General features: G+C 67.4%; 13 protein-coding genes and 7 pseudogenes. 7 read left to right on the top strand and 13 right to left on the bottom strand.

Annotation, left to right across the window (positions count from 1 at the left end; translation table 11 throughout):
• Nucleotides 1–73 precede the first annotated feature (73 nt).
• Complete coding sequence (locus tag EHS43_RS46405) at nucleotides 74–484, bottom strand: hypothetical protein (RefSeq protein ID WP_185806228.1); 411 nt, start codon at nucleotides 482–484, stop codon at nucleotides 74–76.
• Nucleotides 485–685: 201 nt separating this feature from the next.
• Nucleotides 686–1,489 (bottom strand): hypothetical protein, encoded by an 804-nt coding sequence (locus EHS43_RS12695; protein ID WP_125190807.1) that lies wholly within the window; start codon nucleotides 1,487–1,489, stop codon nucleotides 686–688.
• A gap of 391 nt (nucleotides 1,490–1,880) precedes the next feature.
• Between EHS43_RS12695 and EHS43_RS12690 the strand changes: the two are divergent.
• Nucleotides 1,881–3,088 (top strand): annotated as a pseudogene (locus EHS43_RS12690) (NAD(P)/FAD-dependent oxidoreductase).
• A 10-nt stretch (nucleotides 3,089–3,098) separates the two neighbouring features.
• A pseudogene (locus EHS43_RS12685) lies at nucleotides 3,099–4,057 on the top strand (sigma-70 family RNA polymerase sigma factor).
• Nucleotides 4,058–4,115: 58 nt separating this feature from the next.
• On the opposite strand, the gene EHS43_RS12680 reads toward EHS43_RS12685, so the two are convergent.
• Nucleotides 4,116–4,736, bottom strand: coding sequence for a hypothetical protein (locus EHS43_RS12680; RefSeq protein ID WP_125190805.1), 621 nt, complete (start codon nucleotides 4,734–4,736; stop codon nucleotides 4,116–4,118).
• Nucleotides 4,737–5,084: 348 nt separating this feature from the next.
• Between EHS43_RS12680 and EHS43_RS12675 the strand changes: the two genes are divergently transcribed.
• On the top strand, nucleotides 5,085–5,603 hold the full coding sequence (locus tag EHS43_RS12675) for a hypothetical protein (protein ID WP_125190803.1): 519 nt from the start codon (nucleotides 5,085–5,087) through the stop codon (nucleotides 5,601–5,603).
• A 212-nt stretch (nucleotides 5,604–5,815) separates the two neighbouring features.
• Here the strand turns inward: EHS43_RS12675 and EHS43_RS12670 are convergent.
• The 4 genes and pseudogenes from EHS43_RS12670 to EHS43_RS12660 form a co-directional block, all read right to left on the bottom strand.
• A pseudogene (locus EHS43_RS12670) lies at nucleotides 5,816–7,708 on the bottom strand (P-loop NTPase fold protein); the annotation flags it as partial.
• A gap of 27 nt (nucleotides 7,709–7,735) precedes the next feature.
• A complete protein-coding gene (locus tag EHS43_RS47635; RefSeq protein ID WP_260470503.1) occupies nucleotides 7,736–7,942 on the bottom strand; it encodes a KAP family NTPase in 207 nt (68 codons plus the stop codon).
• A gap of 76 nt (nucleotides 7,943–8,018) precedes the next feature.
• The gene (locus tag EHS43_RS12665) at nucleotides 8,019–8,876 is read right to left on the bottom strand and encodes a helicase associated domain-containing protein (RefSeq protein WP_260470502.1); all 858 of its coding nucleotides are present in this window, start codon (nucleotides 8,874–8,876) and stop codon (nucleotides 8,019–8,021) included.
• 419 nt (nucleotides 8,877–9,295) lie between these two features.
• Entirely contained in the window at nucleotides 9,296–11,626 is a 2,331-nt protein-coding gene (locus EHS43_RS12660; RefSeq protein ID WP_185806227.1) for a tetratricopeptide repeat protein, read from the bottom strand.
• A 615-nt stretch (nucleotides 11,627–12,241) separates the two neighbouring features.
• Between EHS43_RS12660 and EHS43_RS12650 the strand changes: the two genes are divergently transcribed.
• On the top strand, nucleotides 12,242–13,114 hold the full coding sequence (locus EHS43_RS12650; protein WP_260470501.1) for a hypothetical protein: 873 nt from the start codon (nucleotides 12,242–12,244) through the stop codon (nucleotides 13,112–13,114).
• A gap of 218 nt (nucleotides 13,115–13,332) precedes the next feature.
• Here EHS43_RS12650 and EHS43_RS12645 read toward each other — a convergent pair whose 3' ends face one another.
• The 4 genes and pseudogenes from EHS43_RS12645 to EHS43_RS12630 form a co-directional block, all read right to left on the bottom strand.
• Nucleotides 13,333–14,241, bottom strand: a complete 909-nt coding sequence (locus EHS43_RS12645; protein ID WP_125190798.1) for a hypothetical protein — start codon at nucleotides 14,239–14,241, stop codon at nucleotides 13,333–13,335.
• A gap of 822 nt (nucleotides 14,242–15,063) precedes the next feature.
• A pseudogene (locus tag EHS43_RS12640) lies at nucleotides 15,064–15,892 on the bottom strand (IS5 family transposase).
• Nucleotides 15,893–15,929: 37 nt separating this feature from the next.
• Nucleotides 15,930–16,343, bottom strand: coding sequence for a hypothetical protein (locus EHS43_RS47630; protein ID WP_125190796.1), 414 nt, complete (start codon nucleotides 16,341–16,343; stop codon nucleotides 15,930–15,932).
• A 3-nt stretch (nucleotides 16,344–16,346) separates the two neighbouring features.
• Nucleotides 16,347–17,357: a DUF6192 family protein gene (locus EHS43_RS12630; RefSeq protein WP_260470500.1), complete on the bottom strand. Its 1,011-nt coding sequence runs from the start codon at nucleotides 17,355–17,357 to the stop codon at nucleotides 16,347–16,349.
• Nucleotides 17,358–17,941: 584 nt separating this feature from the next.
• Between EHS43_RS12630 and EHS43_RS12625 the strand changes: the two genes are divergently transcribed.
• Together EHS43_RS12625 and EHS43_RS12620 are read left to right on the top strand one after the other, a co-directional pair.
• Nucleotides 17,942–19,081, top strand: a complete 1,140-nt coding sequence (locus EHS43_RS12625; protein WP_260470499.1) for an isopenicillin N synthase family oxygenase — start codon at nucleotides 17,942–17,944, stop codon at nucleotides 19,079–19,081.
• 123 nt (nucleotides 19,082–19,204) lie between these two features.
• Nucleotides 19,205–19,765: pseudogene (locus EHS43_RS12620) on the top strand (IS5 family transposase); the annotation flags it as partial.
• Between the two features lie 14 nt (nucleotides 19,766–19,779).
• On the opposite strand, the pseudogene EHS43_RS12615 reads toward EHS43_RS12620, so the two are convergent.
• Nucleotides 19,780–20,734 (bottom strand): annotated as a pseudogene (locus tag EHS43_RS12615) (IS256 family transposase); the annotation flags it as partial.
• Here EHS43_RS12615 and EHS43_RS12610 point away from each other — a divergent pair.
• A complete protein-coding gene (locus EHS43_RS12610) occupies nucleotides 20,678–21,364 on the top strand; it encodes an HAD family hydrolase (RefSeq protein ID WP_260470498.1) in 687 nt (228 codons plus the stop codon). The pseudogene EHS43_RS12615 and the gene EHS43_RS12610 sit on opposite strands and share 57 nt — an antisense overlap.
• 208 nt (nucleotides 21,365–21,572) lie before the next feature.
• On the opposite strand, the pseudogene EHS43_RS12600 reads toward EHS43_RS12610, so the two are convergent.
• Nucleotides 21,573–21,689 (bottom strand): annotated as a pseudogene (locus EHS43_RS12600) (IS5/IS1182 family transposase); the annotation flags it as partial.

Raw genomic sequence — 21,689 nt, 5'->3', positions numbered from 1 at the left:
ACCCGCCGTCGGCACTCCGCCAACGGCCACCTCAGCCCCAACGAATACGAACGCCGACACCACACCGCTAAACTCACGCTCGCCGCGTGATCAATAACCGCGTGCCCACCTTCACGGGGGAAGGCCCATATGCTGAGAGGACTGAAACAGTCCTGGGCTGATCCCGAGCGGAATCCTGCATAATGCGCTCTAGCGCATAGATCCCCCCAAACCGCACGTCCAGCGATGATGACCCCAGATTATTGATCGCGGCATTAAAACGGCTGGTGATCTGGCCTTGGTCGGCGATGCGCACATCCTGCCAGGTAAAAAGCAACGCAGCCAGCGCAGCCAGACCAGGCACGCCTGCAACAAACAGGCCCAGCAACTGCATCCGATTGCTGCCACTGACGCTATGCCTGCTCCCGCCGCGACGCGCACCTTCTCCCCTGGCCGCCCGCAGTTGCGCGATCCGCCTCAGCCGCCCGGTGTCGAAGCTCCTCACGGGCCCATCGCACCCTACAGCTGCGCGCTCCGTTCGACGCCACGCGGCTCAACCACTCGATCGCCCTTTCCCGGCCCCTCGGACATCAGGCTGCCTTCATTGCTCGTGAACATCAGCGAGCCAGTGGATCACCAACTGCCTCCCAGACTGCTGAACAAACGCTGCTGCCTGAAGAGCTCTGGCACAACTTTTGTGGAGGCATCAGCAGTGGCAGTGCACCCGTACCAAAATCGTGGCGCTGGGCAGCTGCGACAGGTAGGCCTCGCTGCCCGGCCATACGGCGGGCTCTGGGGGATCGTGAGGACACGATTCCGGGTCGCAGAACGCATGAACGGCACTTCCACCGCTCTCTCGCCACCAGCCGTCCACGGTGAGCACGTCAGTGTCCGGCGGAGACTTCCAGGAGAACTCACAGATGTAGTCAGCACGGCTGCGGGAGAATCCGATGACGGGATGCTCCGCATGGAACGGGGAGCCCGGAAAGCCCAATCCGAGACTCCAGGGGTGATCGAGGTATGCCTTGATCAGTGGCTGGGCTCGGTAGGCGGCCACCATCCCGTCGTCCCAGGGGCCGCCCGGGAACGCGTGGGGATCATTTCGCCAACGCTCCACGAAGACCTCGAGGGGCAGGGCTGGCGGGTGTTCGCCGGACAGACGTTGCCACAGGTCCCAGGACGCGGCTGTCGCTCGTTCGGAAGCGGCTAGCGGCCGCGAGAAGTCGAGCAGGGCTCGCGGGCCACCGGCACAGACTCCTGGAGCACTGGGAGCAGGGGTGCCGTCGTATCGGGGCTCGTCGTGGACAAGCCTGGGATCGTTCTCGTATCCGCAGGCGACCGCGAACCCCCGACCGTCGCTGCCACCGAGGATGCGGCGTGAATCCCACATGCCGCGGCCCGCGGGGTTGTCACCGTTCAGGTCGAACGGCGCGAGAGCGGCGGCGAGCGCCCCCTCAATATCGTCCGCGACCTCGGACGGCAGACATACCGTCACTGTCAGGCCGGCCATACGCCCTCCCCGCTCTGTCGGCGGACAGCATGATTGCACCGAGCGGCTACGTTCGGCATGCCGATATGGCGGCGGACAGGCTCCCCGTTCGTGCGGAGCCAGACCCTGCTGAGCCGAACCGTCCAGTTGACGTCCGGGGAGGGGCGTCAACCAGCTCCCTCACACCACAGAAGTTGAGCCAGAACCGCCTGAAGTGAACGAAGCCACCCGTGCCCGCATCGGTGACGGTGTCGAGGGGCCGGTCCTGGTGACGCCGCCGCATCGCTGCCGTACGAACCGGGCAGAGACCGCTCGCCCCTCCCGTGACCCACGTCACACGTGGTTCCTGTCAGGAATCGGGTGGCTGTCCCGCTCAAGTCGTCGGGAGCAAGCCAACCGACAGGAGCGAGACATGAAGCACCGCATCGTCGTCCTCGGCGCCGGCTATGCCGGGTCCTCCGTGGCCGGGACCCTGGCCCGCCGGTTGTCCCCGGCGGACACCGAGATCACCGTGGTCAACGCCGACCCGGACTTCGTCCAGCGGCTGCGGCTGCACCAGCTCGCGGCCGGCCGCAAGATCGATGCTCCCCAGCTCGCCGACGTCTTCGCGGGCACGGGGGTGCGGCTGCGCCTGGCCCGTGTCACCGCCGTCGACCCCGAGCGCCAGGTCGTCGCCGTGGCCGACGCCGATGGCGGGGCGAGCTGGAATACGACACGCTTGTCTACGCGCTCGGCAGCCACGGTGCCACCCGCGGTGTCCCCGGCGCGGCCGAGCACGGGTTCGACGTCGCCAGCCGGCCCTCGGCGTTGCGCCTGCGCGAGCGCCTGGACGAGCTGGGCCGGCAGGGCGAAAGCGGGCGTGTGCTGGTCGTCGGCGACGGGCTGACCGGCATCGAGACCGTCACTGAGATCGCCGAAACGCGGCCCGGCCTGTCGGTGGCGTTGGTGGCCCGTGGTGAGCTGGGCGCCCCCCTCTCCATCGGGGCTCGCGGCCACCTGCGTCAGGCCTGCGACCGGCTGGGCATCACCGTCGTGGAGCACACCGAGGTCGAAGCCGTCGAGGCGGCGCGGGTGCTGTGTGCCGACGGCACCGCCCTGGCGTCCGATGCAACCGTGTGGACGGCCGGGTTCGCGGTCAGCCGCATCGCCGCCGCCAGCGGGCTGGAGGTCACCGAGAACGGCCGGATCGTCGTCGATCGCACCATGCGGTCCCTTTCGCACCCGAACGTCTATGCCGTCGGCGACAGCGCCTACGCCGTCGGCGACAACGGCCGCCCGCTGCCGATGTCCTGCGCGTCGGCCGGCTACACCGGCATGCAGGCCACGGCCGCGATCGTGGAACGCCTCACCGGCCGCACGGTCCCGAACACCAAGCTGGAGTACTTGGGCAACCACATCAGCCTGGGCCGGCGGGACGGGATCCTGCAGATGGTCGACGACGAAGGGCAGGCCAAGCCCAAGTACGTAGGCGGCTGGAAGGCCGCACGCATCAAGGCGGCCATCCTCAGGATGTCGCTGTGGACCACCTCGCACCCGACCTTCGGCCTGCCCAGGCGCAAGCACCGCCTGGCCGCCGCATCGCACGCGTCCGTCGACAAGGCGCCTCGCGTAGCCGCCTAGGGGGATCCGCGTGGACAACACCGCGACCGATCGCTTCGACACCCGCCAGTTCGAGGCCAGCCGGAACCGGCTGGCCTCGAACTGGCATACCGGCTGCTGGGCTCCGCAGCCGACGCCGAAGACGCCGTGCAAGACGCGTTCCTGCACTGGCAAACCGCCGACCGGCAGCGCATCAAGGTGCCCGAAGCATGGCTGACCAAGGTCGTCACCAACCTCTGCCTGGACCGACTCCGCTCGGCACAGGCCCGCCGCGAACGCACCGCGGGTGCCTGGCTGCCCGAACCACTCCTCGACGGCGACTCGATGCTCGGCCCGGCCGACACCTTCGAGCAGCGCGAATCGGTCTCCCTCGCCGTACTGACGCTCATGGAACGCCTGTCACCCGTCGAGCGGGCCGTCTACGTCCTACGCGAAGCGTTCTCCCACAGCCACGCCGAGATCGCCGAAATCCTCGACCTCACCGAGTCCGCAAGCCAGCAGCACCTCCACCGGGCCCGACGCCGCATCACCGGTGCGCGCCGCGGCGGTGAAGAGGAAGCCGATCCGGCATCCACCCGCAGGATCGTCGAGGAGTTCCTCGCCGCCGCCTCCTCGGGCCGCACCGAACGGCTCATCGCGCTGCTCACCGACGACGCCACCGCGATTTCCGACGGCGCCGGCCTGACCGAGAAGCTGCTGCAGTTCGACACCGCACAGCGCATCGCCGCCGTCGCACGGGCCGGCTTCAAACCCACCCCCGCGAAACGGCGACTCGCCGGCGGCACGCCCTCCGTCCACTACGCACTTGTCAACAACACCCCCGCCATCCTCTTCGTGATCAGCGACCAGGTCATCGGCGCCGTGACCTTCGACATCACAGAAAGCAAGATCGCAACGGTGCGCGGCATCGCCGCCCCCGCCCGCCTCGCCCGCCTCACCGAAGCCTGGAGGCAGCACGAACCGGACCCACCGCTCATCACCCGATGGTGAGACCCTCGCCGACCGCCATCCGGCGCAGCCCCCGCGTCACGGCCAAGGGCAGCATGCCCTACCGGGCGGAGCGCTGAGGTCTGCACAGCCCTGGCGCGCAGAAGGCGACCAGCGCCGCGAAGAAGTAGATCAGTGCAGCCACGCTCATTTCAGGATTGCCGTTCTCGTTGACGTAGAGGGACAGGGCGGTCATGCCGCCCAGGACGGCCACCACGCCAGCTCCGGGCAGACGGTCCCTGGTTTGGCCGCCCCGCCAGCTGAACAGCACGAACAAGACCGCCACCGCGAAGACGATCTGAAACGCCGTTTCATGAATGGGTGAGGTGGGAGGCTCCATCCAGCTCTTCACGTCCACTTCTGCAGGGTTGGCCGTGTCTCTGACCGCTCTGGGCAGGTGCGCGGCGAGGAAGTAGCTCAGAATCAGAAAGACGGCCTGCAGGGAGCAGGCTGCAACGAGCGAGGCCACGCTCATGAGACGGACGGCCGCAGGGATTTCCGATGCCTTCGCGTACAGCCTGCGCAGGCCCGCGTGTGTTGACCGCGCCCAGCTGATCCAGGACTGGATCGCCATCAAGATGATGGCGGCATACAGGATGAAGCTGTCTGGGCCGGTGATCGTCTCGATGATGGCTTTGTAAATATCATCCGGCTCAACCGGATCTGGCGCTGCCACAGACACCCCCGTAGGTTGCGCGTCCCCACCAGTGTGGGGCGCTTCGGGGCGCTACGGTGTCGTTGTTGCCGAGTCAAGACATCCAGACTCGGGTTGTTGCCAGTCCTGACGACTGTGGCTCGCCCCCCGCCGACCGGCTTTCGCATACCTACCTGGCCTGTGCTGGAGGGCTTCGGTCCGGCACCCGGCACGGCAAGCCGCTGCCCGGCCTGCCGGCAAGCGCGCGATCGCACCGGCCCACCCCTCGGCTGCTGGCGCACTTGTCCGAGGGCGTCGGTCTCCTGCCGATGCGGTCGTGATCTTTCTTCTGTGGGAACAACCCCCGTACGAACGACCAGTGCGAGGGGGCGCGGAATGATCGGCACGGTTGTTGCTGGACTCGCTGGCTTGGCCGGTGTGACTCTGGGCGGCTGGCTTTCCATGAGAAACCAGGACCGTATGGCGCAGCGCGAACACGAACGGCAGTGGCGGGATGTCCGGCTGCGCTTCTACAACGACTTCCTGGCGGCTCACCGGAAGTACGTGGCGTTCATCTTGGAGCCGACTGCTCAGATCACCGCCGCACCCCACCCCCGGTCACCGGGACGGCTCATGCCGTTCTTTGACGAAGCGGGGCGGCCCTACAAGGAGTTACTGGAAGCCGGGTTCACTGCGATGCGACTCGTGGCGCTGAGCCCTGACACGGTCAGTACGGCCGTGCAGATGGTCACGGACGCACGCCAGTTGGCCGCGGCGCGTGCGACGTGCAGTGCCGCCGATCTACCGTCGGACTTGTTCCGAAGCCTCTGGGAAGCGGAGCAGGGCTTCCTCAATGCCATCCGCGGAGAACTGGGTCTGCGGCCAATGCCGCGCGTCCCAAACGGAAGCGGGTGAGTGCCTTCCCAGCTCGCTTCGGGCCGCGGCGGAGAGCTCTGAGCTGGCCGGGCACACCTTGTGCCGCACTCGATGCTCTGCTCCATCACCTTCGCCGTGACCCCGGCAGGTAGGTCCAGCCCTCTTGCCCTGACGGGGTTGGTATGCGCCGGGCCGCGTGGTCGGGTTTGAGTGAAGTGCCCGGCAGGGCGGGGGTTCCGCAGCCAGCGTTGTCAGCCGTTGCCGTTGTTGGGGGTGTTGCCGCGGTGTCCGCGCAGTGCTTCGAGGATGCGTGCGCGGTGTTCGTCTTGGGCGTTGTCGGGGTCTGCTGCGGGGGCGTCGAGCAGCGGGCCGAGGCGGCTGTACAGCGCTTCGAGGCCGATGAGTGCGTCGAGGCTTTGCAGGGTGTCGTTGTCGATGATGGGGAACGGCGCCCGGTCGGGCGGAATGAGTACGGCGAGGAGATCGAGCAGAGCCCACTCCTGGTCGAGACGCTGACTGATCCAGGCCCGGGCCGCTGACGTTTCAGCGTGGCGCCATGCCCAGATGAGGGTGATCTCCAGCTCGGTGAGTTCGTGGATTGGGCGGCTGACGGCGAGGGTGAGGTGCTGTGCGATCTCGTGGCTGATCAGGGAGCGGGCCTCACCGATCCAGCCGGGAGTGGGGCCATCGGAGTCTTGTCGGGCGGTGACGCGTTGCAGGGTGCGGGCAGCCAGGACGGCTCCGTCGGGGCTCTGAGCCATGGCCTTGAGGATTGCGGGCCGTTCGGGCTCGGCGAGGTCGGTCAGGAGGTCTTTTGCGAGGAAGTCCATAGCGCGGTTCGCGGTGAACAGGCCGAAGACCCCTTGAGGGGTGGCGGTGAGGTGGCCGTACTGCCGGGCTGCGGCTTCGAGGAGTGCGGCCGCTGGTAGAGAAGCTCCGGCAACGCGTTTGTACTGGATGCGGCGTGTGATGCGCTGGGTGTCGTCGCGCAGGCGCAGGAGCAGTTCGTCTGCTTCGGTGCCTAGGGTGCCGTCGGTCAGTTGCTGCAGGGCGGTGTCGAAGGTGTGCTCGGGAAGGTCATCGTCGGGGACGCCGAAGACCATGTACCGGTCGAAGTAGTCGATGCTGCCGACGCCGCGCCGCAACGCGATGGCCTGAGTGTTGGCGCCATAGCCGAGAGCTTGGCGCAGTGGTGCGAACAGCATGCCCATCAGGCCGATCACGCTGTCTAGGTGCTGCTCAGCGACGCCAGCGTCCAGCAGCCTGGTACGCCAGTGGTCGATACGCTGTTCCGGCCGTTCGTCGCGGCGCGAGGGCAGGTCGACGCTGGTACCAGTGAGTTCGGCGCGGTGCTGCCACAGCAACTGATAGGCGCGGGGCTCGCTGGTGCGGAGGAAGGTGACGAGAAGGAAGTCGACGATGTCGACGTTGCCGGTGAGTTGGCCGAGGGTGGCGTCCACCTGGCCGAAGAACCGTTTGATGGCGCGCGGGGTGCGCAGCCGGTCTTGCAAGTGCCGGTAGTAGGCCTCGGAGATCCGCTGCTGCTCGTCAGGCGTCAGGGTCAGGCTGTGTGAGGCGAGGACTGCGGAGAGGGAGCGGTCGACTAGGAGGTCGGCGTCACGCTCACGGAACGCAGGAAGGTCCAGTCGGACCTGGACGATCTTTTCCAGGAACTCACGTGCGCGGGGCTCGCTGTTGCCGACCAGCTCACTGCGTTGAAGAACGTCCAGCAGGGTCCGTTCGTCGAAGCTGATCAGGTAGTACACGCCTGGAAGATGGCCTACCAGACGTACCAGCTTGAAGACGACGAGGAGTTCTTCGGGGGTGAGGCGGTCCAGGTCGTCCATGACGACGAGGACCGGCCGGCCTGCTTTGCGCAGAGCTTCTTCAGCTTTGCGTTTGGCTGCGGACGCGCTCGTGTCGCCGCTGATGCGGTTGCTGACTTCCTGGATCAGTCCCTCCGAGTCCAGGCCGAAGACGGCAGTAGCTTTCCCCAGAGGGCTGATGGCCCGTCCGAACCCACCAATCTTCTGCCGCGCTTCGGACCATCGTTCGTCTTTGGGGAGGGCTTCGCGGATCTCGCTGAACAGCGCCTGAGTCAAAGACTCCAGATCGGAGTACAGCCACGGGTTGAGTTCCGCGAAAAGCCAGCCTTCACCGTTCTCCGCTTCCTATAGACGGCGTGTCACTTTGCCCAGGACGCTGGACTTTCCGGAGCCCCATGAGCCGATCAGCGCGAGTACCCCGGTTTCGGTCTGGGCTCGTACTCGATCCAGCAGGCGGAGCACATGCTGGGCGTATTGCCCGTGTCCGAGCAGGTCAGGACCCACCTCGTGGTTGAGAAAGGGCTCGTCGTTGAAGAAGTGCGCGTCGGTCATCTGCCCATCGTCGGGACAGGAAGGGAGCCGGGTACGGGTATTGGCGGTGTTGAGCCTGAGGACGCGGGCCACATCCTCAGCACCCCGCATCACGCCCCTCCAGGACCGCCCACTCGAAGCCGAGTGCGGCCAGTTCCGCGCGTCGCTCCGCGGACATCCCCCCGACCCTCCGCCGGCAGTTATCCAGGAACGCCCCGATCTTGTGGGGGACTTCGTCCACGTGCTCGATCGCCTTCCTTGGTACCAGGACGTGTCCTTCGCGCTCCCGGAACTGCCGCACTGCGGCAAGGTTGGCAGCCCACCGGTCATCCTGGCTGCGCCGCACCGGCCCCACGGCCTCGCCTTCGCCTGCGGGCTCAAGCCCGATGGTCTCCAGCAGGTACTGCTGCGCCGACACCAGCCGGTCCCACCCGGTCCGCTGCCCGGCCACCCATACTCCGAGGTCTTCGCCCTGCACGATCACCTCGCCCGCCCGGTCCGGCAGAACGCCCCCCGCTTGTACGTGAGCGCGAGTGAGCCGATAGCAGCGCTGCCACGCGATGTCCCAACCCTCCGGGGCCCACCCGGGGTCGATCTCTGCGAGGGTCTCCATACGGCTCTCTGACAGCTCCCCGACGCTGGAGATACCCGTTTCCCCGTTCGCGCGGCGTACGGCGTTCTCACGGCTCCTGCGGGCAGCGGCGCGCATGTTCTTGGCCCATACGCCGATGGGGAACCCGTCTCCGCCCCATACGGCAGTCGTGGGCGGCAGAAAGTGCCCGTGCACGGCTGCATAGTCGCGGGCGACGTCCAGGCCGGCCTCCCACGCCGACGCGTGCACCGACCACACCATGCCCAGGTTTTCCAGCTCGGCAACGCGCCTGGCGTCCAAGGTGCCCTCGCGGTAGTACCGGCGCTGATCCGCGATGAAGACCCCCAGTGGGTGCCCGCCCAACGCTCCCCAGTCCTCAGGCGTGTCGATCTGTCGCGTAGTTACAACAGAAGAACACCGTTGACCTGCTGTGCTTAGAGTTCGTGGATGATGTCGTGATCTTGACTGGTATGGCGTTTGATCTGCTGTGGTGTGTGTGCGGCGCTGTGGCGTGGCGATTACTCGAAGGCTTTACCTGCAGTGCTGTGACTGCACAGAGGATGTCGTAATTAGAGAGATAGTTTCTTGGCTTGGAGGTCAAGCGCGTTCGCGACGTAATTGATCTTTAGGGGGTCGGCGGGGCACGTTCTTCGCCTGCCGGGGGGAGTCGAGGTGGTCTGAGCGATTTTGAGGGGTGCTCGCGTCGGGAGGGCTTGTCAGCCGTTCGCTTCGCGGCCTTTGAGGCGGCTGGGAGCTCTTGGCGCTTTTGATGTGCGGCTAGGTCAGGCCTGGAGCAACGCGAGTAGGTTCCGAACATCAGCCGCTTCGCTGGCAAGACCAAGGTCGTCAAGCATGGTTGCAGCGCGCGTGAGATGAGTGGTGGCCTGGTCCCAATCACCTGCGTTGATCCATGCCATGCCCAAGGCAGCAAACGTGTGCGCGTAGAGATCATGGGCGTTGGCGCGTGCGCACGCTGCTTGAGCTTGCAGTAGGTAGGTGATCTTCTGCTGCGGTGTGAGGTCGGTCAGGAGCTCGGTACAGGTCATCAGGACTGCTGCTTCATCGCGTGGATTGCCCCCGGCGCGGCGGGTGGACTCGATGGCCCGCTCGCAGAGCGCCTGTGCTTCGTTGTGCTGTCCCGATGCCTGGAGTGCGAGTGCTGACGTGCACAGGGCTTTCGCCTCGTTTGTGGTGTCGCCGAGTTGCCGGAATAGTGAGGCGGCCTCTTCTGCTGCGGCACATGCTGCTTCGACGTTCTTCAGCTCCTGATGGCTCAGGGACAGGTTGTTCAGTACTGCTGCCTGTTCCTGCAGGTCTCCACACTCGCGTTGGATCGTCAGAGCCTGTTGGTAGGTCTGTAGTGCGTCGGTGGGGTTCCCTGAATAGCCCAGGGCCGAGCCGAGCCCGTTGAGTGCCTTGCCGCGTGAATTGTGGTCGTCCACGGAGCCAAACAGATCGGCGGCTCGCCTGTGAGTAAGAACGGCCTCCTCGTAGCGTGAGGCTTCGATCAGGGCGATGCCGAGGTTGTTCCATGCTCCTGCCTCAGCGGCGAGAGCTCCTGTCTGGTGGGCGATGTCGCAGGCGATCGTCGTCACGGCGATCAAGTCGTCGATGTATCCGCGCCAGATGAGGTAGTCGTAGAGGATCACCGGGAGTTGGACGGCAATGTCGTGGTGCCGAATGGCAGCTGCGGCAGCTACGGAGGCGGTGAGATTGACGCGCTCGGTGTCCAGCCAGGCCAGCGCCTCGTCTTGATCAGCGAATGCGCCTACTGCAGCTGAATGTGCCCTCATAGTGAGGTGTGCGCTCGCCGCGCGAGCGGTTGTGGCGTAGTGCTCGAGCAGTCGGCTGCATGCCTGGACGTGGGGCGCTGCCCCACCCGGCGTGCCTTCTTCTCCGGCGCTGTTGACTGCGGCCTGCTGGGTGTCGTCCGCGAGTTCGGTGGCGTAGTCGCGGACGAGGTCGTGCATTGACCAGCGCCTGTTCACGCATTCGAGCAGGTGCGCTTGGCCGAGAGCGCGGAGCATGGTGCGGACGGCCGGCAGCGGGCGGGCGGCCAGGACCGCCACTGCTTCAAGGCCGATGTCGGGACCGGGGTTGAGGGCCAGGAGACGAAAGAGCTCGGCATGATCGGCGGGAAGCCGACGGTAGGAGAGATCGAAGGAGGCACGCACTGCCCGCTCTCCGTCGTCCAGAAGGCTCAGTCGCGACCGGGCCGTCGCTAGCTCGGCAGCGAGTTCGGCGACGGTCTGGTCGGGCTCCAGGATCAGCAGGGCGGCGCTGATGTGCAAAGCCAGCGGCAGGTACCCGCACAGGCCGGCCAGTTCCTCGACATCCTCTACGGCATCGAGGACGCGTCGGTCGGCGGGGTTGGCTCTGTGCAGTGCGTGCCGCAGGAGCGCCGCTGCTGCCACGGGGCTGAGCACGGCGAGATCTACGAGCCGCGCGTTGAGTGTCGGCAGGGTGTGCCGGGAAGTGATCAGGACCTGGTGCCGGCGGCTGCCGGGGAGCAGGAGACGGACCTGGTCGGCGCTGGCAGCATTGTCGGCCACGATGAGCAGACGTTGTCCCTGGTCGGCCATATCTTCCAGCGCGGACCGGTACAACGCTGCTCGTTCCTCAGCAGCTGCCGGCATGTCGGTCGGGTTGACGCCGAGGGCTCGCAGGAACGCCTCCAGAGCCTGTCCTGGCTGTACCGGACTTTCGTCGTATCCATGCAGGTCGATGAAGAGGCTGCCGGTGAACCAGCCGGCCTCGGCGGCAGCATGCCCGCAGGTCAAAGCGAGCGCCGTTTTGCCTACACCGGCGAGCCCAGCCACTGAGGTCACCAGCACGGGCGGCACGACATCATCGGCAGCCGAGGCGACCGTTCCGGCCCCGGGACGGTCCACGGCCTGCCGCGGTGCCCCAGTGTGCGGCTGCAGGGCCGACAGCACCTGTTCCATCTCGGTGTCGCGGCCGCTGAGCTGTGAGGGGGCAGCGGGAAGCGAGGCCAACGCGGTCGGCGCCGGCGCGGGAGGGTACACATTGACCGTCAGAGGGCTCTCGTCCCCCGTGGTGACTGCACCGATGTTTCCGGCGGCCGCAACTGAGCGCAGACCGGACGCCGCCACGTGAACATCAGGAGTCAAGGACTGCGGGACGGCAGTTGAATTCTGCGATACGGGAGTGGGCTGGGGCTTCCTCTGCCACGGATTCATGCGCGCGTGTCATCTCCAGTAAAGGCCTCACCCACCTGGCCGCCCGCTGCGACGCCTCGCTCACCCGTCGCCTGTGCCGAACCGGACGCCCCTGCTGCCAGAGGTCCCGCAGGAGGCGTGGTGAGAGTGACGCGATCACCGGTAACCGCTCGTCCGATGCCGCCGCCAGCTGCGACGGATCGCGCTCCCGATGCGGTCGCAGACACCCTGTGGCCGTCGACTGCAGACGCACGCACAAGTGCATAGCAACTCAACACAACACCGACCAGGCTGGCGACCGACCCAGCCACGCTCGCCACCTGACCGGCCGTATCGAGATCAGCAATAACCGCGACGACACCCAGCACCACCGCCGCCAGGCCGCACAGCACCGCCAGCAGCCGCACTCCAACTCTCACCCATCTCGTCACACCCGCATCATTGCATTGGGGACTGACATCCCCGCCGCCCTACCGGATTCGTTGCCCGAGGACCGGGTGTGGGGACGACTGCCCTGAAACGGATTGCTGTTGGCGTGGCGGCAGCGTCATGCTTGATGCAACCGTGCGGCTCTGGACCAGGCGGTTCACCTACTCCTGGAGGGAACCGATGCGGGCCAACGGCCAAGCGGGGGCGGATCCGGCGGTGCTGCACCGCAGCAGGCTTGAGGCGTTCGTAGTGCGCGCCCGCAGGGTGGAGGCGCACTCGCTGGCGGCGGACTGGGACGCCCTGGTTGCTCTGGCCGGCATGCCGTACGTGGTGACCGTCCTCGGCAACGGTGAGGTACACATCCTGCAGGAGTGCCCGGCCGAGGAAGTCGTGGAGTCTGCCGCGGCCCGGATCAGGCCTTTGCTGCTGGAAGGTGACGCCTGCTCGTACCTGAAGGCACTGGCCGCAGTGGGGTACTTCTGCCGCGACCTATCGCACGACACGGCGTGGGTGAAGACGGCGCGGACCGAGTGGCGCACGAGAACGGAGCCGAACGCGGAACGGGAGGGCGGCTACCAGGTCATGCTCGCTGACACCGCCGCAGGCTGGACCGCCGAACTCGACGACCGCAAGCTGGCCACGGCGTGGATCTACGGCGACGTGGTGCACCACGACACCGAACTCCTCGAGGAGACCGATCCCTTTGGCCTGTCCGAACGGTTCCGGGCCGCAGTACCCCTGATTGCCTGGTCCATGGTCAAGGCGATCGAACTCCTCAACTACATCCGTGTCCTCCAGGCTGACGGGCTTCTCGGGCTCCCGATGCAACTGTTCGACCGTGAGGTCGTGCTGACCTCGACCCGCTGGGAGCACACAGCGCGGGCATACGCAGCGCCGGTCGGAACGCCTCCACCCCCTGATGCCCTGACTCCCTTCGGTGACGAGTGGGTCCCGGTATCGGGCAGCACGGTCCTGCGGCATGCAGACGACTGATCCGGCTGCACGTGCCGGTATCCCCGTGGACGACCGGTGGCCCAGGAACGGCACGCACGGTGGTCCTGCAAGAGGAACAAAGGCCGTTGGCCTTCCTGTCGGCAGGGCGCGCGTGCCCATGGGCGTTGCACGACGATCAGTCTCCACCAGAGTGCCGATCACGGCGGCTCGGACGCCTTGACCCCAGGGCTCTGCTCGGCCTGGTGGCGGGGTCGGGCTCAGAGCGCAGGCTGGGGATGGTCAGTGGATGCGCGAGCAGAGGCAGGGGGTGGCGCAGGGTACGGGTGTCGATGTCGGCGCGGTCGATGGTGCACAGAGTGGGGAGCATGGCGAAGATGGCGGCTGCCAGGGTGTTGTCGCCGCTGCTGACGCGGGGGGAGATGATCGTGGGTGCGGGCTTTGAGGAGGGCACCTTCGATCATGGTCCTGAAAAGGCGGGCGATGTCCGTCCACGTCACGCCGGGGCGCAGGCCGAGTCCATAGCCGGAGAAGACAACCTCGTACAGGCGTGCCCACTGCGTGAGGGACATGGTCTCGGTGGCATGGACGTACCGCTGGATCTGGGGCTGGCGAGGCAGTGCGGCCTGGATGAAGGTCTGCAGCCCGACGATGGGCTCCGCCAGTGTCGATTGCAGCTCAGTCTGGGTGCCTTCCCGGATGAGCTGGGCCAGCGTCATCCGTGGTGCCATGGTCACGAGTACCTCGTGCACCGCGGCCAGGCGGCGCTGCACGACGGAGGGTCTGAACAGGTAGGCCAGCATGTCGTCCAGGAAGGCGGCCTGGTGACGCCATGAATCCAGCCAGCGCTGCCGGTCGAGCTGTTCCGCCTCGCGCGCGTCTGGAACGATGCGGGCCGCATGCCGCATCAGATCCTCCGGACCCAGGTTGCGAAACAACTTCACCTCTCCGCCCAGGGTGGCTCTGGCACCGTCAGCGAAATGGTGCTCGTACAACAGATGTAACGCCAGGTCACAAAAGGCTCGGGTGCGCTCGTCGGTGGCCCACTTGACCTGCGTCTCGCGCAAGGTGTGCACCTTGACCTTGCTGAACACCTGCGACAGGTCCTCGCCCGGAGCCCCCAGCAAACGCCGGCGCCACTCCTGCCACTCCCATACTTCTGCCCGCACGTGCGCCCTCCCCGCATAGCTCCACCGGATCACCCATGTCAATGGCAATGGTCCGTGGACACTCGCCGTTGCAGACCCCCATGGTCCAGGATTCGCTCCACTCGCGGGTGTCATCGGCGCGATCCATCGTCTTGGGTTGGCCGGGCGCCACACCATCGCTGCACCCCAAGGTCACCGTGTCCGCAAGGAGCAGCGATGAACCCAAGTCCCACTCTTTCCTCGACCGTCTGCCGCACCGTTCGGAGGCTGGCGGTCTGCCTGTCCGTCGTGGCCTGGCTCACCGGGGCCGTGCTGTGCCTGCTGGCCGTAGCGGGTACCGCCTTCCTGGAGAGCCCCGCGGTTGCCACGCTGTGCGCTGTCGCCAACTCCTGTCTGGGCGTGGCTACATCCGCGCGCATCCTGACCAGCAGCCTCCCACCCGCCCGCCGGAGGGGCCCTGGCGCTGACCGACCCGGCTCAGCGAAAAGCAGGTAAACCTTGTCAGCCGCACGCTGCGGGTGCGGCTTTCGCCCTCGTCGGCGTTCCCATGCTGGCTGTGGCAGGACGCCCAGTTGGCGGCTGCCGCCTGTTCCCAGCGGCACGAGGAACGCAGCAGGCGCCGCCAGGCATATCGGCCGCAGCCGCAGCCTGCCTCCTTCGGGACGCCAGAGCTTGCCTGGGAGGCGTACTCAGCCCCCGTCGGGGAGGTCGCCGTCCTTTGCTACTGGCGCGTGGCGGACGCTGGGTCAATAAGAGGCGGCGTCAGCACGGGACGGACGACGTGCCGGAGGCCGGCGCCGAGTAAGGTCACCGTCATCCAACTGTCGGCGTCTTCCGGGTCCACTAGCTCGTTCGGGGACTCCTGCGGGTCAGGCGCCGCGTCATCATGGTGATGAGTGCCCAGTTCAGATGAGCTTCGGAGTGCTGGGGCAAGCGTTCGTAGTCGCGTGCGTTGCGGCGGGCGTTCATGCACCAGCCGATCGTCCTCTCAACTTTCCAACGACGGGGCAGGACGACGAAGCCCTTCGTGCCCTTGGGGCGGGAGACGATGCGCAGGGTGAGCCAGAGGCGGTCGCGGGCCCAGTCCACGAGGTCGCCGGCATAGCCGCGATCCGCCCAGACCTGGGTGATCTGCGGCTGGGAGGCGCAGCCGCCAGAACACGTCGCGGGCGGCGTCGCGGTCCTGGATGTCGGCGGGCGTCACCGTGATCATCACGGGCAGGCCGAGGGTGTCCACGGTGATATGTCGCTTACGGCCGTTGATTTTCTTCGCGGCGTCGTAGCCCCGGCTGGTGCGGCCGACGGTGGAGGCTCCCTTGACCGACTGGGAGTCCACGATCAGCGTCACCGGGTGCGGGCAGCGGCCCTTGCCGGTACGGATCCGGCGCCGGAGCTGGTCACGGATGTAGGTGACGACCCCGGCCCGGTTCCACCGCCAGAAGAAGCCGTAAACCGTCTCCCACGGCGGGAAATCCGCAGGCAGGGCCCGCCACTTCGCGCCGTTGTCGACGATGTAGCGGATGCCGTCGACGATCTCCCGCCTCGGCCACTTCTCCGGATGACCACCGGTTTTCGTCCGGCAGGCCGGGACCGGCAGCAGGGGTTCGAGAAGGGCCCATTCGGCAACCGAGGTGTCGGACGGGTAGCGGCGGCGACGGGAAGCAGCGGGCATGGCGGACTCGGCAGGGGTGATCGGCGGTGGACGGGGGCTATTTGGCGAGCTGGGCGAGGGTGGCGCGCACCCCGGTGAGCTGGGCGGTGGTGAGCTGGGCCCATTCGTCGTCGGGGTAGCGGGCCAGGTGCGGATCGAGCGTGCCCGTGATCACCCGGGTGAGTCGGCCGAGGATCTGCCGGAACTGCCGTTTGTCGTAGTCGATCCAGTCCGCTGGGTCGTCGGAGAACATGAACCCGTCTCGGCGGGTCCAGGTGATCGGTGTCAGGTTCTCCGCGGCGACGACGTCGCGGACGTGCCGGATGCCGCGGCCGATCTGCGAGCGGGTCAGGCGGGTGGCGGCCATGAGCTGGTAGGTGTGCAGGCCCGCGGGGCGTGCTTCCATCAGGGCGACGCGGACCAGGTCGCCGTAGTGCTCGGCCAGCGGCCGGGCCTCCCGGCGTCGCGGCATGGCCTACTCGCCTTTGAGGAGCTGGACCAGCTGCTCGTCCAGGGTGAACTCGCCGTTGTCGAGGGCTCCTTCGAGCCAGTCCGCCGCGGCGTGGACCCGGCCGATCTGACGGCGGACGGTCTCACGTTCGTCGTCGGTGAACTCCTGCCCGCGCAGTTGCGGGACCAGGCGGCCGAGGGTGGCAACGAAGCCGTGGCAGGAGCCGACGAGGTCGAGGTATTCGATGGTGTGCTCGATCGCGCGGACGGCCGGAGTGCGCTCCCGGATCCGGTCCCGCGTCTCGGCCGAGTTGTCGAACTGCGCGCGGTTGACGAGCATCCGGGTGGTGTCGTCCCGCATGGCCGTCCGGGCCACGGCCGGGCGCCGCAGCAGACTCGTGGTGACCTCCTTGGCGACGGTGTCGTCCCTGGTCAGCTCCGTGATGACCCGGACCCGCTCGGCCGGGGTGACGTGCTCGGTCACCGCCGGCCGCTTCAGCAGGTCGGTGGCGACCTGGGCTGCGACCTCGTCGTCCCGGGTCAGGTCGGCCACGGCCTGGACCTTCTCATCCACCGTGACCGGCCGGTCGACCCGCTGGCCGACGACCCGCTTCGCGCCGTCCGGCGTCCACTGCCGAGCCCCGGTACGCGGGTTGAACGGCGCGTCCTCGATCGCCGCCCACCGCTCATCGTCGTCCGCCACCGACGCCAGGATGCGGTCAGCAGTGAACGACACACCCTCCTTGCGGCGCCCCTCCGGCCACCGGTTGGCGGTGTAGCGCCAGTCCTCCACCGTCCGGCGCTCAACGCCGATGTCGTCCGCGAACATCTGCAACGACTCCGTCACGGTGAACAGGTCGTCCGCACCGTTCGGCATCGAACCGCCCACCGACCGCATCGGCTCGATCTCCAACGCCATGTCGCCCAGGGCGAACTGCGAGCGGGCGATCTGCGCGATCAGTTCCTTGGCCTGGGTGACGAGCTGTTCGTAACGCTGCCGGGTGACGTTCCCGATCCGGTCGGCCACGTCGGTCATGATGACCACCGCCCTCGCCCGGGTCCGGCCCGGCCACCACGACGTGACCGGTCAAAGGGGCGCCGGCCCCGGTCACTGTCCACCGTGACGCGCGCGCGCGACACGCCGGGGCAGGGCGTGAATCGGGGGCGCTCGAAGCGCTCGGGACTCGGTCCCAACTTGTCTGCAAAACAAGGGGTGTTCGAGGTGCTCGCGAGGCGTTCGGCTATGGCGTTTCTGTAACGCCGTTCCGCGACGCCCGCCGCTGACGGCAGGCCCGCACCCGGCAACGGTCCGAGCAGTAAACCGCTGCTCTCGACCGCTCCCCTCCCACCGTCCACGAGCGCCCGCACACCGGGCACTCCGCCTGCTGTCCCCGCTGCATCGCGGCCACCCGCTGCCGGGTTCGATGAAGCCTCCGCCACCGCCGTGACCTGCACCGACCCGAGCAGAACACCGCCTCCGCCGCCATCGTCTGCGGCAGCGGATCACCACACTCCCGGCAGTACCGCCGAGCCGTCCCACCAGCCCCCACACCCCAGATCATCCAGGTATGCGCAGCTCGCGGCCAGGGATCAAAAACACCTACTCTCGGAGGTTCCAGAATGACCACTGACCCACATGTCCCGGCGCCCTTGCGGACGTTCCGGCTGCCGGACGCCGTCGACGGCTCGGATGCCGACCGGGTCCTCGGCCGCGCGCTCGTCGCCGCCTGGCAGTCCGACGGCATCTTCCAAGTCCACGCCACCCCCGCCCAACAGGAAGCCACCGAAAGGGCACTGGAGGCATCCCGGGCCTTCTGCCGCAGACCCCTCAAGGAGAAGGCAGGGTACGTCTCGGACCTCAGCTACAGCGGCTACGTGGCCTCCGGCGAGGAGGAGACGGCGGGGGAGCGGGACGGCTCGGAGATCTTCACGGTGTGCCCCGACATCCCGGCCGACGACCCCCGCGTCATCGACCAATGGCCCTGCCACGGCCCAGCCCCCTGGCCCTCACCCGGCTACGCCCGCGCCATGAACGCCTACATGACGGCCGTCGGCGAGTTGGGGCACCGCCTGCTCCGGCTGACGGCTCTCGGCCTCGGCCTGGACGACCCCGACCACTTCACCCGGCTCACCGCGGACGGCTGGCACCACATGCGGGTCCTGCGCTTCCCGCCCGCCGACGCGCGCTCCGAACGCGGCATAGGCGCCCACACCGACTACGGCCTGCTCGTCATCGCAGCGCAGGACGACGTCGGCGGCCTCTATGTCCGGCCACCCGTCCCCGGTGAGAAACGCGGCCGCAACTGGCTGCCCGGCGAGTCCATGGCCGGCCGTCACGAACACGAGGAGCCGTGGACCTACGTCATCCCGGTCCCGGCCGTCCTCACCGTCTTCCCCGGCGACATCATGCAGTTCATGACCGGCGGCGCCCTCCTGTCGACCCCGCACAAGGTCCGCCTGGCCGACCGCGAGCGCTACACCCTCGCCTATTTCCACGAACCGGCCTTCAACGCGGTGGCCCGCCCGCTCGACACCGCGGACCCCACCGACTACATCCACTACGGCACTCACTTCACCCAGATGTTCATGCGCTGCTATCCGGGGCGCGTGACCACCGCCCGCATCGAGACGGAGGGCCGGCTGAAGGTGCTGGACCGGCTGCGCGAGGAGGCACTGGACCGCCCCGCTACGTCGTCTTCCGCATCTGCGGCTGGGTCGCGGCCAGCTGGGGGCGCCGCTGGCAATCGGCTCAGGTGGTGACTGTTCTATTCTTTGTCCGAAGCGGTCGTTTCGGTCGTGATGCACACGAACAGGACATGTCGATGGCCACACCCACGGAGATCGACCGTGTGTCTCTTTGATGGGTTGGTCAGTTGATCAGATGTGTCCGTCCGATTAGTGATCACCGATGCGATGTGGGACCGGATCAAGCCGCTGATGTCGGCGGGCCCGGTACGCGGGCGGCGTTGAGCCGACCGCCGCCGCACTCTTGAGGCCATCGCGTGGAAGTACCGCACCGACTCGCCCTGGCGGGACCTGCCCGATGAACTCGGCTCATTCAAGACAGCCCACAAAAGGCTGATCGGGTGGGCCGTCGACGGGACCTGGGAGATGATCCTCGCGGCAGTCCTGGCAGCGACGGACGCCGACGACGCCATCGACTGGACGGTGTCGGTGGACTCCACGGTCGTCCGGGCCCACCAGCAGGCTGCCGGAGCGCTCAAAAAAAGGGGGGCGGCCCACTGTGGCGAGCCCGCCGATCACGCGCTCGGACGCTCCCGCGACGGGCTGAGCACCAAAGTTCACCTGGCCGCCGCCGGCCACGCGCGGCCCCTCGCCTTCACCCTCACCGCAGGCCAGGCCGGTGACGCCCCGGCCTTCGAGACGGTGATGTCCTGCACCCGCGTGCTCCGCAGCGGGCGAGGCAGGCCCCGGTCATGTCCCGTGGGGTGGTGTAGTTACGGCAGCTGTTTCGATTCCGATTGTGGGGTGATCTGCGGCTCGCGCTCGGCTGGCTTGGTGGTTGAGAGGCCGGCTATGGAGGCTTCGGAGAGGTAGCGGCGGTCGAAGACCTGCCACTCGTCGTGGAGTTCGGCCAAGACCGCGGCGGCGAGTCGGTCCAGGGCGGCGGGGTTGGGGAAGACCTGGACGACGTCGGCCCGCCGTTTGATCTCCCGGTTCAGTCGTTCCAGCGGGTTCGTGGACCAGATCTTCTTCCAGTGCGCTGCCGGGAAGTCGGCGAACGCCGTGATGTCGGTTGCGGCGTCCAGCAGCATCTTCTTGACCTGCGGGGGACTGCCGTCCGAGCATGTCGGCGACCACGTTCAGCTGGGTACGGACGGTCTCGCCGGTGGTCTGCACGAAGGTGGTGCGGATGGTGGCCGCCGCCATCTCCCCAGAACCCTTTTCGATCACTCAGAACACGTCCCGGACGAAGTGAACACGGCAGTGTTGCCAGGGCGATCCGAGGAAGACGGTGCGGATCGCGGCCACCAGGCCGCCGTGGCTGTCGGAGATGACCAGTTGGACGTTCTCCAGGCCACGGGCCCGCAGGCTGCGCAGGAACTTCGTCCAGAACGGCTTCGATTCGCTGGCACCGACCATCAGTCCGAGGATCTCGCGGTGCCCGGTGGCGATGACCACGGCCTGGGAGGCGGCCCGGTGATGGACCCTGGCCTTGCAGTAGGTGGCGTCCAGTAAGACGTAGGGGAAGACGTTGTGATCCAGTGGCCGTCCCCTGAACGCGGTCAGTTCCTCATCCAGTTCACCGCAGATCCGGGAGACCCCGGACTTGGAGATCCCGCTGTCCGCGCCGAGGGCTTTGATCAGGTCATCCACGCTGCGGGTGGACACGCCGTGCACGTATGCCTCCATCACCACAGCGAACAACGCGCGGTCGATCCGGCGCCGGCGTGCCGGCTGTTCGCGGGGCACTCGGCAGAACGCGTGGCCGTGGACCTGATCGCCTGGCTGGAGAGCCGGGGCCTGCGGGATCTGGTGACGGAGGAAGAGCGGAACTCCCTCAACCCCCAGGTGATTCTGGCTGCCGTCGACCGGAGGCACCCGGACAGCGGCCTGGTCGCAGAACTGGAGCAACGTCTCACCAGGGAGGAACTGCGCGCCTCCTCCTCGGCGATGCCCACGGCCTGTGCCGACCCGCTGATACGCACTTGGGCGGCGGTGGGTGCCCGCTTGGCCGTCACGGCGAACAACTCGCCGAGGACGGTTCGGTCATACCTGGAAGGGCGCGGCCTGCTTCCGTGCTTCGATCCGCACATCTACGGCCGCACTCAGGACCTCGGGCACCTCAAGCCGCATCCGCACTTTCTGAATCGTGCGCTCAACGCGACCGGCACGGCCCCTTCTGGCGCCTTGATGATCGGTGATTCCCACTTCGACTGTCATGCCGCTGTCAGGGCGGGTGTTCCGTTCGTCGGCTACGCGCGTGACGACGGCAAGGAGCGGGAGCTGCGGAACGCGGGTGCTCTGATCGTGCTGCGCTCGCCGAAGGTGATCCAGTCCATGGTGAGCGGTCAGGCCTGAGTCATCAGCGCGAACCCCAGGGCCGCCCATGCGGCCGGCCCGTAGCGCCGTGTGCGCAGGCCGGCGCCTATCGCCAGCAGGAGCCTCTCGGTCCTGATCGGCGCAGGCGGCCACGCAACGGGCCCGAGATCATCCATACCGGCCAGCGAAACAGCAGGCGCGGTAGCGATCAACGCTCGCGGGCTCTCTTGACTTCTTAGACGTCGTTTCAGTTGGTGAGTCTGCGGTAGCTGATGAGGGCTGTGGCGATGCCGACGAAGGCCAGGAAGTGCTCGGCCTTTCGCTCGTAACGTCGGTGCAGCCTCCGGCATCCGGCCAGCCAGGA

Origin of the sequence: Streptomyces sp. RP5T, assembly GCF_003933965.1 — a bacterium.
In the GTDB taxonomy this organism is placed as follows: domain Bacteria; phylum Actinomycetota; class Actinomycetes; order Streptomycetales; family Streptomycetaceae; genus Streptomyces.
This window is presented reverse-complemented; position numbering and strand designations above follow the sequence as displayed.